General features: G+C 72.0%; 9 protein-coding genes. 2 read left to right on the top strand and 7 right to left on the bottom strand.

What is annotated here, in order from left to right; translation table 11 throughout:
• The first annotated feature begins 257 nt into the window (after positions 1–257).
• Positions 258–4,808: a HAMP domain-containing protein gene (locus tag ACLJQZ_RS16910; protein WP_410620932.1), complete on the top strand. Its 4,551-nt coding sequence runs from the start codon at positions 258–260 to the stop codon at positions 4,806–4,808.
• Between the two features lie 13 nt (positions 4,809–4,821).
• Entirely contained in the window at positions 4,822–7,188 is a 2,367-nt protein-coding gene (locus tag ACLJQZ_RS16905) for a SpoIIE family protein phosphatase (RefSeq protein ID WP_410620931.1), read from the top strand.
• On the opposite strand, the gene ACLJQZ_RS16900 is transcribed toward ACLJQZ_RS16905, so the two are convergent.
• From ACLJQZ_RS16900 to ACLJQZ_RS16870, 7 genes are all read right to left on the bottom strand, one after another.
• Positions 7,178–7,588 carry an ABC transporter substrate-binding protein gene (locus ACLJQZ_RS16900; RefSeq protein WP_410620930.1) on the bottom strand — a complete coding sequence of 137 codons (411 nt, stop codon included), beginning with the start codon at positions 7,586–7,588 and terminating at the stop codon, positions 7,178–7,180. The two genes, ACLJQZ_RS16905 and ACLJQZ_RS16900, sit on opposite strands and share 11 nt — an antisense overlap.
• A 190-nt stretch (positions 7,589–7,778) precedes the next feature.
• Positions 7,779–8,873, bottom strand: a complete 1,095-nt coding sequence (locus ACLJQZ_RS16895; protein ID WP_410620929.1) for a calcium:proton antiporter — start codon at positions 8,871–8,873, stop codon at positions 7,779–7,781.
• A gap of 83 nt (positions 8,874–8,956) precedes the next feature.
• Positions 8,957–10,138, bottom strand: coding sequence for a mycofactocin radical SAM maturase (gene mftC / locus ACLJQZ_RS16890; RefSeq protein WP_410620928.1), 1,182 nt, complete (start codon positions 10,136–10,138; stop codon positions 8,957–8,959).
• A complete protein-coding gene (mftB, locus tag ACLJQZ_RS16885; protein ID WP_410620927.1) occupies positions 10,135–10,398 on the bottom strand; it encodes a mycofactocin biosynthesis chaperone MftB in 264 nt (87 codons plus the stop codon). Before mftB ends, mftC begins: the two co-directional genes overlap by 4 nt.
• Before the next feature lie 22 nt (positions 10,399–10,420).
• Entirely contained in the window at positions 10,421–10,537 is a 117-nt protein-coding gene (gene mftA / locus ACLJQZ_RS16880; RefSeq protein ID WP_410620926.1) for a mycofactocin precursor MftA, read from the bottom strand.
• Entirely contained in the window at positions 10,534–11,646 is a 1,113-nt protein-coding gene (locus tag ACLJQZ_RS16875; protein ID WP_247051566.1) for an NDMA-dependent alcohol dehydrogenase, read from the bottom strand. Before ACLJQZ_RS16875 ends, mftA begins: the two co-directional genes overlap by 4 nt.
• 390 nt (positions 11,647–12,036) lie before the next feature.
• Positions 12,037–13,650, bottom strand: a complete 1,614-nt coding sequence (locus ACLJQZ_RS16870) for a sigma-54-dependent Fis family transcriptional regulator (RefSeq protein ID WP_410620925.1) — start codon at positions 13,648–13,650, stop codon at positions 12,037–12,039.
• Positions 13,651–13,672 lie beyond the last annotated feature (22 nt).

Here is a 13,672-nt window from a genome sequence, read left to right as displayed (position 1 = left end):
CGAAGCCCGCGACGCGTCCGGGGGGACGTCGCCGCGGCGTTCAGCCGAACGGGTCAACGGGGCCGGAAGGCCTGTGGGGGAAGGGAAAGGCTCGCGAGCACCGCCTCGACTGCGCATCCGGGTCCGGGCGCGGCTGGTTGCTCAACCGTTGCCGCTCAGCTTAGTGCCCCTGCACTATGCTGGACCATCCGGCGTGCGCCGGGTACGGCGCGCGGGGCGCCGGCAACCGGAGAAACGGGTGGCGGATGGGTGGGGCAATGGTCGAAGGCGTGCGCCCGGGTGCGGGGGCGGACGCCTCGGGCGTGGGCGAGGCGGGCGAGCAGGAGCTGCGCCGGCTGCTGGCCGGCCTGACCGCGGTGCGCGACGGCGACTTCGGCATCCGGCTGCCGGGCGAGACCGACGGCCTGCTCGGCGAGATCGCCACCGTCTTCAACGGCATGGCCGACCAGCTGTCCCTGTTCACCTCCGAGGTCACCCGCGTCGCGCGCGAGGTCGGCAGCGAGGGCCAGCTCGGCGGGCAGGCGAAGGTCCCCGGCGTGTCCGGCACCTGGAAGGACCTCACCGACTCGGTCAACGCCATGGCCGGCAACCTCACCACCCAGGTCCGCGACATCGCCCAGGTGGCGACCGCCGTCGCGAAGGGCGACCTGTCGCAGAAGATCGACGTCGACGCCCGCGGCGAGATCCTGGAGCTGAAGGACACCGTCAACACGATGGTGGACCAGCTGTCGTCGTTCGCCGACGAGGTCACCCGCGTGGCCCGCGAGGTCGGCAGCGAAGGCCGGCTCGGCGGGCAGGCGCAGGTCCCCGGCGTCGGCGGCGTCTGGCGTGACCTCACCGACTCGGTCAACTTCATGGCCGGCAACCTGACCGACCAGGTCCGCAACGTCGCCCAGGTGACGACCGCGGTGGCCAAGGGCGACCTGTCGCAGAAGATCACGGTCGACGCCCGGGGCGAGATCCTCGAGCTCAAGAGCACGATCAACACGATGGTGGACCAGCTGTCGTCGTTCGCGGACGAGGTCACGCGCGTCGCGCGCGAGGTCGGCACGGAAGGCCGCCTCGGCGGCCAGGCGGACGTCAAGGGCGTCTCCGGCACCTGGCGCGACCTCACCGACTCGGTCAACTTCATGGCCGGCAACCTGACCGATCAGGTCCGCAACATCGCCCAGGTCGCGACCGCGGTGGCCAAGGGCGACCTGTCGCAGAAGATCCGGGTCGACGCCCGGGGCGAGGTCCTGGAGCTGAAGGACACCATCAACACGATGGTCGATCAGCTGTCCGCGTTCGCGGACGAGGTCACGAGAGTGGCCCGCGAGGTGGGCACCGAGGGCCGGCTGGGCGGCCAGGCGGACGTCAAGGGCGTCTCCGGCACCTGGAAGGACCTCACCGAGTCGGTCAACGTCATGGGCGACAACCTGACCGCGCAGGTCCGCTCGATCGCCCAGGTCACCACCGCCGTCGCCCGCGGTGACCTGTCGCAGAAGATCCGGGTCGACGCCCGCGGCGAGATCCTCGAGCTGAAGGACACCATCAACACGATGGTGGACCAGCTCTCCGCGTTCGCGGACGAGGTCACGCGGGTCGCCCGCGAGGTCGGCACCGAGGGCAACCTCGGCGGCCAGGCCACGGTCCGCGGCGTCTCGGGGACCTGGAAGAACCTCACCGACAACGTCAACGTGATGGCGTCCAACCTGACCGGCCAGGTCCGGTCGATCGCCCAGGTCGCGACGGCGGTCGCCCGCGGCGACCTGTCCCGCAAGATCACCGTCGAGGCCAAGGGCGAGGTCGCGGCGCTGGCCGACGTCATCAACACGATGGTCGACACGCTGTCGGCGTTCGCCGACGAGGTCACCCGCGTCGCCCGTGAGGTCGGCACCGAGGGGATGCTCGGCGGGCAGGCGCGCGTGCCGAACGTGGCGGGCACCTGGAAGGACCTCACCGACAACGTCAACTCGATGGCGAACAACCTCACCGGGCAGGTCCGCAACATCGCCCAGGTGACCACCGCCGTCGCGCAGGGCGACCTGACCCGCAAGATCGACGTCGACGCCCGCGGCGAGATCCTGGAGCTCAAGACCACGATCAACACGATGGTCGACCAGCTCTCCGCGTTCGCCGCGGAGGTCACCCGCGTCGCGCGCGAGGTCGGCAGCGAGGGCCGGCTCGGCGGGCAGGCCGAGGTCGAAGGCGTCTCCGGTACCTGGAAGCGGCTGACCGAGAACGTCAACGAGCTGGCCGGGAACCTCACCCGCCAGGTCCGCGCGATCGCCGAGGTGACCAGCGCGGTCGCCGAGGGCGACCTGACCCGCTCGATCACCGTCGACGCCTCGGGCGAGGTCGCCGAGCTGAAGGACAACATCAACTCGATGGTCGAGTCGCTGCGCGAGACGACGCGGGCGAACCAGGAGCAGGACTGGCTCAAGTCCAACCTGGCCACGATCACCGGGCTGATGCAGGGCCGCCGCGACCTCGCCGTCGTCGCGGCCGCGGTGATGGACGAGCTCGTCCCGCTGGTCAACGCCCAGTACGGCGCGTTCTACCTGGCCGACGACACGGCCGAGATCCCGGAGCTGCGGCTCGTCGGCGCGTACGGCCACCCGGACGACAACGCGGGCCCGGTGGTGCGGTTCCGGGTCGGCCAGTCGCTGGTCGGGCAGGCCGCGCGCAGCCGCCGCCCGATCGCGGTCGACGACGTCCCGCCCGGTTACGCCACCATCTCATCGGGTCTCGGCCGGACCGCGCCGGCCAGCCTGATCGTGCTGCCGATCGTGGTCGAGGACCAGGTGCTCGGCGTGCTGGAGCTGGCCTCGATGCACGGCTTCACCGCGGTGCACCGGGCGTTCCTCGAACTGCTCATGGAGCAGATCGGCGTCAACGTCAACAGCATCGTCGCCAACGCCCGCACCGACGAGCTGCTCGGCGAGTCGCAGCGGCTGACCGCGGAGCTGCAGGCCCGGTCCGAGGAGCTGCAGGCGCGCCAGGAGGAGCTCCAGTCGTCCAACGCCGAGCTGGAGGAGAAGGCCGCGCTGCTGGTCACGCAGAACCGCGACATCGAGACGAAGAACCTGGAGATCGAGCAGGCCCGCCAGGAGCTGGAAGCGCGCGCCCAGCAGCTGACGCTGGCGTCGAAGTACAAGTCGGAGTTCCTGGCCAACATGAGCCACGAGCTGCGGACCCCGCTCAACAGCCTGCTCATCCTCGCCCAGCTGCTCGCGCAGAACCCGACCCGCAACCTCACCGCGAAGCAGGTCGAGTACGCCGGCATCATCCACTCCGCCGGGTCGGACCTGCTGCAGCTGATCAACGACATCCTCGACCTGTCCAAGGTCGAGGCCGGGAAGATGGACGTCACCCCGGAGCGGGTGGCACTGCGGCAGCTGCTGGACTACGTCGAGGCGACGTTCCGGCCGATGACGTCGCAGCGCAACCTGGACTTCCGGATCACCGTCGCGCCCGGCTCGCCGACCGAGCTGCTCACCGACGACTCCCGGCTGCGGCAGGTGCTGCGCAACCTGCTGTCCAACGCCGTCAAGTTCACCGAGGTCGGCGTGATCGAGCTGCACATCGAGCGGGTGGAGCCCGACCGGCTGCCGCGGCCGCTGCGCGCGCACGGGCCCGCCGTCGCCTTCCGCGTCGCCGACTCCGGCATCGGCATCGCCGAGCACCAGCTGGAGTCGATCTTCGGCGCGTTCCAGCAGGCCGACGGCACCACCAGCCGCAAGTACGGCGGCACCGGGCTCGGCCTGTCGATCAGCCGCGAGATCGCCCAGCTGCTCGGCGGGTTCATCACCGCGGAGAGCACGCCCGGCGAGGGCAGCACGTTCACCTTCTCGCTGCCGGTCGCGCGGCCGGACTTCGAGACGCGCCCGCCGGGCGAGGAGACCCGGGCCGCCGTGACGGCCGGGGACACCGGCGCCGGGCTCGTGGTGCCCGCGGCCCGCACCCACCGGCGGCTGCTGGTGGTCGAGGAGCGCCAGCACGGCCTGCTGACGCTCGTGGCCGAGAGCGCCGCCGCGGACCTGGCCGACAGCCGCGACATCGGCATCTCGCCCGCCGAGGTCGAGGTCGTCACCGCGGTCGGCACCCAGGAGGCCGCGGCCGCACTGGCCACCGACGCCTACCACTGCGTGGTGCTGGACCTGGACCTGCCCGAGCGGGCCGCGTTCGGCTTCCTCGACGCGATGCAGGGCGACGCCGCGCTGCGGCTCGTCCCGGTGCTGGCGCACAACAGCCGCCGCCTCGACACCGAGCTGGAGCAGCTGCTGCAGTCCCGGGCGGACGTCCACGCGCTGGAGGTCCTGTCCGGCCTCGACGAGCTGCGGGAGCGGATCGCGCTGCACCTGTCGGCGGAGAAGCCCGGCGCGGTGCTGCCGCTGGTCCGCGCGGACGAGCCGGCCGCGCCGGTGACGGCGCGCGAGGTGGACACCACGCTGGCCGGGCGGACGGTGCTGATCGTCGACGACGACCCGCGCAACGTCTACGCGCTCACCGGGATCCTGGAGCTGCACGGGATGCAGGTGCTGCACGCCGAGGACGGCCGCAAGGGCGTCGAGACGGTCGCGGCGCACCCGGGGATCGACCTGATCCTGATGGACGTGATGATGCCGGAGATGGACGGCTACACCGCGACCGCGAAGATCCGCGCGATGCCGGAGCACGCCACGATCCCGATCGTGGCGGTGACGGCGAAGGCGATGCCGGGCGACCGCGAGAAGAGCCTCGCGTCGGGCGCCACCGACTACGTGACCAAGCCCGTCGACGCGGACGACCTGGTCGCCCGCATCAAACGGCACCTGACGGCCTGATCGGGGAGCCCGCTTGCCTTCCGAAGAACCGGGCCTGCCCGTGCTGGCGCCGCCCGCCGAGGTGTCGGCGAACCTCGCCCGGCTCGCCGACACCGTCGCCCGCCTGCGGGCCGAGGTCGACCACGCGCACGCCGTCGCCGACGGCCGCGCGCTGATCGAGCTGGCCAAGGGCGTCCTGATGGAACGCCTGCACTGCTCGCCCGCGGACGCCGCGAAGCAGCTGGAGTCGCTCGCGCAGCGGTCCGGGCTGACGCCGCTGGAGTTCGCGGCGGACGTCGTCGGCGAGGCCGCCGAAGACCGCATCGCCGACGTGGCGCAGGACTTCCTCGCCCGCACGGAAGCGGACTCCGTCGCGGTTCGCTTGCGCACGGCGGAAAGCGGCGCGCTGGCGGCGGGGGACACCCAGCGGGTCGCGGAGTCGATCCTGGAACACGCGCTGCGGCCGCTCGGGGCGACCGCCGTCGCGGTCTGGCTCGCCGGGCCCGACGGCTCGCTGACGCTGGCCGGCTCGGCCGGGTTCTCGGCCGAGGAAGCCGCGCGCTGGCGGTACGTCCCGCCCGGCGTCGCGACGCCGGCGCGCAGCGCGCTGATCGAGCGTGACACCGAATGGTTCACCACGCTCGCCTCGTCCGGGCTGCCGTCGATCGGGCAGCACACCCTCGCCGGCGGCGGCCGGGTGGCGGTGCCCACCGGCACCGGCGGGCGGATCATCGGCGTCGTCGAGATGTGCTGGCCGGAACCGCTGCCCGCCGAGCCTGGGCGCGAACGCCGTCAGCTGGAGGCCCTGGCCGAGCTGTGCGCGCACACCCTCGACACCTGGGACGGCGTCGTCGCGCCGCCGGCCGCCGGCGGCGCCGGGGACCTCCTGGGCGAGCTGGTGGACTTCGTCGACGGCCTGCACGACCCGGCCGTGCTGCTCTCGCCGTGCCTCGACGGCGGCGACCGGCTCAGCGACTTCCGCATCCACCACGCGAACGTCCGGTTCGCCGACCCGGGCGGCCGGCCGCGCAGCCTGCTCGTCGGGTCGAGGCTGCTGGAGGCGTACCCGCTCGCGGCCGAGGAAAGCGGGCTGCTGGACAAGATCCAACGTGTCTACGCCACCGGTGAGCCGTTCCGCGCCGACAACATGGCCGTCACGACGCTGGTCGACAAGGTGCCGCTCACCGTGCTCACCGACGTCAGCATCACCCGCTTCGCCGGCAACGTGCTGCTCATCCTGCGCATCCAGGACGACGCCGCGAAACTCGCGGTGCTGCTGCAGCACGCCCAGCGCCTCGGCCGCATCGGCGGCTTCGAGGAGAACGTCGTCACCGGGGCGATCACCTGGAACACCGAGCTGTTCGCGCTCTACGGCCTGCCGCCCACCGCTTCGCCGCTGTCGCTGCACCAGCTGACCGGGTACGCGCACTCCGACGACGCCCAGGCGATCGGCCGGTTCCTGCGCACGGTCCTGCACCACAAGCGCCCGGGGTCGACGGCGTTCCGGCTGCAGCGCTCCGATGGCGTCGCCCGGCACATCCGGGTGGTCGCCGAGCCGGTCGTCGACGGCCGCGGCGAGCTGGTCGCCGTGCGCGGGGCCTACCAGGACGTCTCGTCGCAGCACTGGACCGAGGTCGCGCTGGCCGCGACCCGCGACAGGCTGGCCGAGACCGAGCAGGAGGCGATCGAGCGCAACCGGCTCACGCTGCAGCTGCAGCACGCGATCATGCCGCCCGCGAAGGGCCCGCTCGACATGCCGGGCCTGCGCGCCGCCGTCCGCTACCGGCCCGCGGAGAAGGAACACCTGGTCGGCGGCGACTGGTACGACGCCGTCGCGCTGCCGACCGGCGAGATCCTGCTGTGCGTCGGCGACGTTGCCGGGCACGGCATCGACGCCGCCACCGGCATGGTCAGCCTGCGCAACGCCCTGCGCGGCCTCGCGGCCACCGGCGCCGGGCCGGCGCAGCTGCTGACCTGGCTCAACCTGGTGGCCTACCACCTCACCGACCACGTCACGGCGACCGCGGTCGCGGCCGTGTTCGACCCGGCGACCCGGAAGCTGCGCTGGGCGCGGGCCGGGCACCTGCCGCCGATCGTGCGGCACCGCGACGGCACGGCGACGACGTTGCCGCTGATCCGCGGCTCGCTGCTCGGCGCGCTCCGGGACGTCGTCTACCAGGAGGAAACCGTCCAGCTGGCCGACGGCGACATCCTGCTGATCTACACCGACGGCCTGATCGAGCGCCGCGACGCGCCCGTGCAGGAGTCGGTGGCGCGGCTGGTCACGCTGGTCGAAGGCCACGAAGGCGGGCTGGAGCACCAGCTCGACACGCTCCTGACCTACAGCACGGCCGACACCGACGACGACACCTGCGTGGTCGGCATCGAGGTCACCGCCTGAAGCCTTGGAGGACGTCCGCGAGGATTTCGGCGCCATCGACGACCCGCGGCCCGGGACGGTTGAAGTAGGCGGGCCCGTCGAGGACGTGGACCCGGCCGTTCCGGACGGCGGGCAGATCCGCCCAGCCCGGCCGCTTCGCCAGCGCGGGGAGTTCCGCGCGGGTGCGCTCCGGGGTGAAGCCGCAGGGGAGCAGGAGCAGCACGTCGGGCCGGGCGGCGACGACGGCGTCCCACTCGATCGCCGCGACGATGTCGAGGCGTTTCCGCAGCTCGGCGACCTCGGCTTCGGCCCGCTCCGGGACGCCGAGGACGTCCCCGACGCGGCGGAGGCAGTCGAGGACACCGTCGATCGTCGCCGGTTCGAGGCTGACGACCAGCGGCCCGGTGTCCAAGGTTCGCACCGCTTCGCTGCGGACACCCGCTGTGTCGACTCCACAATCACGCGTGATGCCCCTCTGATCACGCGAGATGCCCGCTGGATCACGAGTGATGCCTTCGCCGCCGGGACGAACGGGGCACTACGCGTGACCCGCGGGGCATCACGCGTGATTGAGGAGCCATCACGCGTGATGGGAGGGACGACACGCTGGGTCAGGGGTTCACGGCCAGCACCAGGAAGCCGGCCAGCAGGACCAGGTGGACGCCGCCCTGCAGGCGGGTCGCGCGGCCGGGGACGACCGTCAGGACGCTGACCACCACGGTCAGCGCGAGCAGCACGATCTGCGTCGAGCCCAGGCCGAGTAGCAGCTGGCCCGGCAGCCAGATCGACGCGAGGGCGATCGCCGGGATCGTCAGGCCGATGCTCGCGATCGCCGAGCCGTAGGCCAGGTTGAGGCTGATCTGCATCCGGTCGCGCCGGGCCGCGCGGGTCGCCGCGAGGGTCTCCGGGAGCAGCACCAGCAACGCGATCACGACACCGACGAACGACTGCGGGAACCCGGCCGCGCGCACGCCCGCCTCGATGGCCGGGGACTCCACCTTGGCCAGGCCGACTACCGCGACCAGCGCCACCAGCAGCAACGCGAGACTGCCGAGCGCGGCCTTGCTCGTCGGCGGGTCGGCGTGGTCGTCCTCCTTGACCTCGCCGTCGGCGGCCACCGGGAGGAAGAAGTCGCGGTGCCGGACGGTCTGGTTCAGCACGAACATCCCGTAGAGCACCAGCGACGCGAGCGCGGCGAAGGTCAGCTGGGCGCTTGAGAACGCCGGGCCGGGCGTGCTGGAGGTGAACGACGGCAGCACCAGGCTCAGCGTGGCCAGCGTCGCGACCGTGGCCATCGCCGCGCCGCTGCCTTCGGGGTTGAACAGCGTCGAGCCGTAGCGGCGCGCGCCGACGAGCAGCGAGATGCCGACGATGCCGTTGGTCGTGATCATTACCGCGGCGAACACGGTGTCGCGCGCCAGCGACGTCGCTTCCGGGCCGCCGGAGACCATCATCGTGACGATCAGCGCGACCTCGATGACGGTCACCGCGACCGCCAGCACCAGCGACCCGAACGGTTCACCCACCCGGTGGGCGACGACCTCCGCGTGGTGCACCGCCGAGAGCACGGTAGCGCCGAGCGCGAGCGCGACGACGGCCACGAAGACCGGCCCGAGGTCGCGGCCCCAGGCCACGACCAGCACGAGCACTCCCAGCACCGGGGTGACGGAGGTCCAGGACGTCAGGAAGGATCTCAGGGCGGCCATGCCTCCACCCTGTCACACCGCCGGTCACTTTGCGTGGTCGTAAGGCCATTCTCACATTTCCGGCAGCCGTCCAGTGTGGACGGTCAGTGGCGCCCGGCCAGCGGGCTGGTGTCGCACGCCCGGTCCGGGACGCGCACCGCCGGCAGGCCGAGCAGCACGCTCTTGCGCTTCCCGGTGCGGGAGTGGTCCTGGCCCGCCTTCGGCAGCCCGGCAGTGTCGCGTGTGGACAGTGCGTGTTCGCCGTGGCCCTTGACGCATTCGGGGTCCGGGCCGTCCAGGGGCAGGCCGGTGAAGAACTTCGCCGCCATGCAGCCGCCCTGGCAGCTGTCGTAGGCCGCGCACGAGGAGCACGCGCCGCCCGTCTGCGGCCGGCGCAGGTCGGCGAACAGCGCCGAGTCCCGCCACACCGGGCCGAACCCGGCGCCGCGGACGTTCCCGGCCTTGAACGCGTCGTGGATGGCGAACGGGCAGGCGTAGACGTCGCCGACGGGGTCGATCAGGCAGACGACCCGGCCCGCGCCGCACAGGTTCAGCCCGGGCAGGGGGGTGGAGCCGAGCGCGTTGAGGTGGAAGAACGAGTCGCCGGTCAGCACGCCCTCGCCGTGGGCCACTAGCCAGTCGTACAGCTCGAGCTGCTGCTCGGCGGCCGGGTGCAGGTCGTCCCAGACGTCGGCGCCGCGGCCGGACGGGCGCAGCCGGGTGATCCGCAGCTGCGCGCCGAAGTCGTCCGCCATGCGCTTGAGCTCGTCGAGCTGCGAGACGTTGTGCCGGGTCATGACGACGGAGATCTTGAAGTCCTTCATCCCGGCGTCGGCCAGGTTGCGCAGCGCCCGCATCGCCATGTCGTGGGAGCCCGGGCCGCGCACGGCGTCGTTGACCTCGCGGGTGGCGCCGTCGAGCGAGATCTGGACGTCGACGTAGTCCGTGCTCGCCAGCTGTTCCGCCCGCGCCGGGGTGATCTTGACGCCGTTGGTGGAGAACTTGATCCCGACGTGGTGGGCGATCGCGTAGTCCAGCAGCTCCCAGAAGTCGCTTCGGACGGTCGGCTCGCCGCCGCCGACGTTGACGTAGAAGACCTGCATCCGCTCCAGCTCGTCGATCACCGCCTTGATCTCGGCGGTCGACAGCTCGCGCGGGTCGCGCCGGCCCGAGGACGAGAGGCAGTGCTCGCACGCCAGGTTGCAGGCGTAGGTCCATTCCCAGGTCAGGCAGATCGGTGCCGTGAGGCCGTACTTGAACTGGTCGACCAGGGCCGGGACGCTCACGGGTCCTCCACGATCATGTCGGTGGCGACGAGGGATTCGAGGGCGGTGAGAAAGCTCGCCCGGCGGGTTTCCCCGAGCTCGGCCGCGTCGAGCGCGTCGCGCAGGCTCGCGTGGGTCGCCAGCTCGCGGACGAACGCGACGAGGTCCGGGGACTTGAGGAACGACAGCTTGCGGTTCCCGAAGTGGTAGGCGAGCGCCCCGAACGGTTCGGGGCGCAGCGCCACCTGCGGGTTGAGCCGGTACGCGGCGTCCAAGTTCAACTGCGAGTCCTTTGTGGACGTTTTAGTAGACACCGCACATACCGTCGATCGAGACTTCTTCGACGAGCAGCTCTTCGACAGGCTCCTCGGTTTCCGGGATTTCCTCGGCCATGCTGTCCTCCTCCGGTCGGGTGGTCACTGGGCGTGGACGATGACGCCGCGGATGTTCTTGCCGTCGCGCAGGTCCTGGTAGCCCTCGTTGACCTGGTCGAGGGTGTACTTGCGGGTCACCAGCTCGTCGAGCTTGAGCTTCCCGGCGTCGTAGAGCCGCAGCAGGCGCACGATGTCGTACTGCGGGTTCGCCGAGCCGAAGAGCGTGCCCTTGATCGTCTTCTCGAACAGCGTCATCACGCCGCCGGAGACGTGCACCGTGAGCTTCTCCGGGTTGGCGAGCCCGGTGATGACTACGGTGCCGCCCTTGCCAACGACGTCGAAGGCCTGGCTGACGACGTCCTCCTCGACGGTGCCCACGGTGATCAGCGCCTGGTCGGCGAGCTGGCCCCAGGTGAGCTCGTTGACCTTCTCCGCGGCCTCGGCCGCGGTGGCGAACGCGTGGGTGGCGCCGAACTTGAGCGCGGCCTCCCGCTTGAACTCCACCGGGTCCACGGCGACGACGTACTTCGCGCCGGCGTGCGCGGCACCCTGCACGGCGTTGATGCCGATGCCGCCGATCCCGTAGACGACGGTCGTGTCGCCGGCCCGGACGCCGCCGGCGTAGTTGGCGGTGGCCCACCCGGTGGGCACCCCGCAGCCGACGAGCACGGCGGTCTCCAGCGGCAGCCAGTCGTCGACCTTGACGACCGAGTGCTGCGAGATGGTGGCGCGCTCGGAGAACGTGCCGAGCATGCACATCGCGCCGAAGTCCTGGCCGCCGGCGTGGAAGCGGAAGGTACCGTCCGGCATGTGGCCGTCGAGGATGGTGGCGCCCATGTCGCACAGGTTCTGGCGGCCGGTGGAGCAGTAGCGGCAGGTGCCGCAGTTCGGGATGAAGCTGCACACGACGTGGTCGCCGGGCTGAACTTTCGTGACGCCGGGACCGACGTCCTCGATGATCCCGGCGCCCTCGTGCCCGCCGATGATCGGGAACCGCGGCACGAGGTCGTTGTCGATCAGGTGCAGATCCGAGTGGCACAACCCGGCGGCGGTGTACTTGATCAGCACCTCGCCCGGCCCGGGCCCGTCGAGGTCGAGCTCCATGAGCTCGAACGGCTTCCCGGCATCGAACAGTACGGCTGCCTTGGTCTTCACGGCCATCTCCTCAACGTGCGGCGGTGCACCCCTACGCGGCCGATTGTGTGCAGCGGGGAGGGCCGTGAAGTGTCCGATTCCCGGACAGTGCCTGTTCAGCGGGGTTCAGCGGTCACGTCGTGTTGGCCACTCCGGTCACCGTGTTGGCCGTTCCGGTCGTCAAGTTGGCCGTTCCGGTCATGGGGTCGTCATTCGCGTCACCGTGTCGGCCGGGCGGCCGCCGATCCGCAGACGGGAGTGGCCAACACGGTGACGGGAGTGGCCAACACGGTGACGGGAGTGGCCAACACGGTGACGGGAGTGGCCAACACGGTGACGGGAGTGGCCAACACAGTGACGGAAACGGCCAACACGGTGACGGGAGTGGCCAACACACGGTGACCAGTTGGGTCAGCGGACCCGCAGCGCGCGCATCCGGTTGTAGAGCGTGGAGCGGCTGATGCCCAGTTGCTTGGCCGCGTGCACCTTGTTGCCGCCGCACGCTCGCAGCGTCCGGACGATCACGTCGTACTCCGCCTGCTCCCAGCCGCTCAGCGCCGCACCCGGGGCGGTCGACGCGCAGCCCGGGGCGACGTCCTCCGCGGTCAGGTCACCCGCCGAGCGGCGGTCGGCGGCCGCCGACAGGACCCCGGCCAGCTCGCGGAGGTTGCCCGGCCACTGCTGCGAACCCAGCAGCTCCAGCGCGCCCGGCGTCAGCCGCAACGACGCGCCGGAATCCCGCAGCAACGCGCGGGCGATCGACGGGATCTCGTCGCGGCGCTCCCGCAACGGCGGCAGCTCGATGCGCCGGTGCACGCGCGCCGCGAGGGTCGCCTGCTCGCCGTGCAGCTCCGATGGCGGGCCGCTGACCAGGGCGAACCACGCGGACGTCGTGTCCAGGAGCCGGGACAGGCGCACCGCGGCCAAGGGGGGCAGCAGCTGGATGCCGTCGATCACCAGCAGCCCGGCCGTACCGGACGCGGCCTCCACGCCGGCGCACCAGGCCGCCGCTCCGGAGACGACGTCCGAGGCGTCGAACTCGACCACCGGTGCGTCTCCGGCGACGACCCGGGCCGCCGTGCTGCGGCCGGCGCCGGGCTCACCGCAGATCAGGACCCGCCGTCGGGCGCGACCGGCGTTGCGGAGGCGGTCCTCCACCGCCGTCGGGAACAGCTCGCGCGTGCCGTGCGGGCGGGACACCACCGGGCTCGCCGGGCGGACCGGGGCCAGCTCGAACAGCAGCCCGGCGTTCGCCGAGACCGCCTCGACCCGGACCTCGACCGGCGTGCCCGAGGTGAGCAGGATCCGCCGGACCCCGCGCCGGGTGCGGCCCAGCTCCTGCAGCAGCCGGTGGTCGGCGGTGTCGACCAGCTCGGTCGCCGCGGTGTTGGCCAGCACCACGTTCTGGCCGAGCGCCAGCACCGCGCCCGCCCGGTGCTGCACCGACTGGAACGCCGCCAGCAGCTGCTGCTCGGCGAGCTTCGCGCCGTCGAGCAGCCGCCGTTCGATGTCGGACACCGCGCGCCGCAGGAACGGCCCGAGCAGCGGGTTCGCGTCGCCGGCCGGGCCGGTGATGTCGAGGACGCCGGCCAGGCGCCGGGTCGCCGGGTGCGTCACCGGGTGGCCGTAGCAGGTGAACTGCTTCATCGCCTCGAGGAAGTGCTCGCCGCCGTCGACCGCGACGCCGCGGCGGGTCTCGAACGGCGTCGCGAGGGCGTTCGTCCCGGTCCGCTCCTCCAGGAACTGGCAGCCGGGCACCGCGCTGATGTCCTCCAGAGCCAGCTCCACCGACCGCTCGGTGAACCGCCGCGTGACGATCCGGCACTCGTGGTCGGCCAGCACGACGCAGAACCGGGTGCCGGCCAGCTGCCGGGCCAGCTCGTCGAGCACCGGTGACGCCGCGCGCAGCAGCCGGCTGCGGCTGTCGACGTCGGTGACGTCGAGCCGGTCGACGGCCGACCCGGGGGAGAGCCCGGACAGCTCGGCCCGCCGCCACGACTGCGCGATCTCGGTCCGCAGGTCCACTTTCGCACTCCTCGTCGAGCCG

This window comes from Amycolatopsis sp. cmx-8-4, assembly GCF_046548675.1.
GTDB lineage: Bacteria > Actinomycetota > Actinomycetes > Mycobacteriales > Pseudonocardiaceae > Amycolatopsis.
This window is presented reverse-complemented; position numbering and strand designations above follow the sequence as displayed.

Excerpts from the sequence above, each read along its gene's own strand:
- ACLJQZ_RS16895 (WP_410620929.1), bottom strand. The coding sequence starts at position 8,873 with ATGGCCGCCCTGAGATCCTTCCTGACGTCCTGGACCTCCGTCACCCCG.
- ACLJQZ_RS16910 (WP_410620932.1), top strand. The coding sequence starts at position 258 with ATGGTCGAAGGCGTGCGCCCGGGTGCGGGGGCGGACGCCTCGGGCGTG.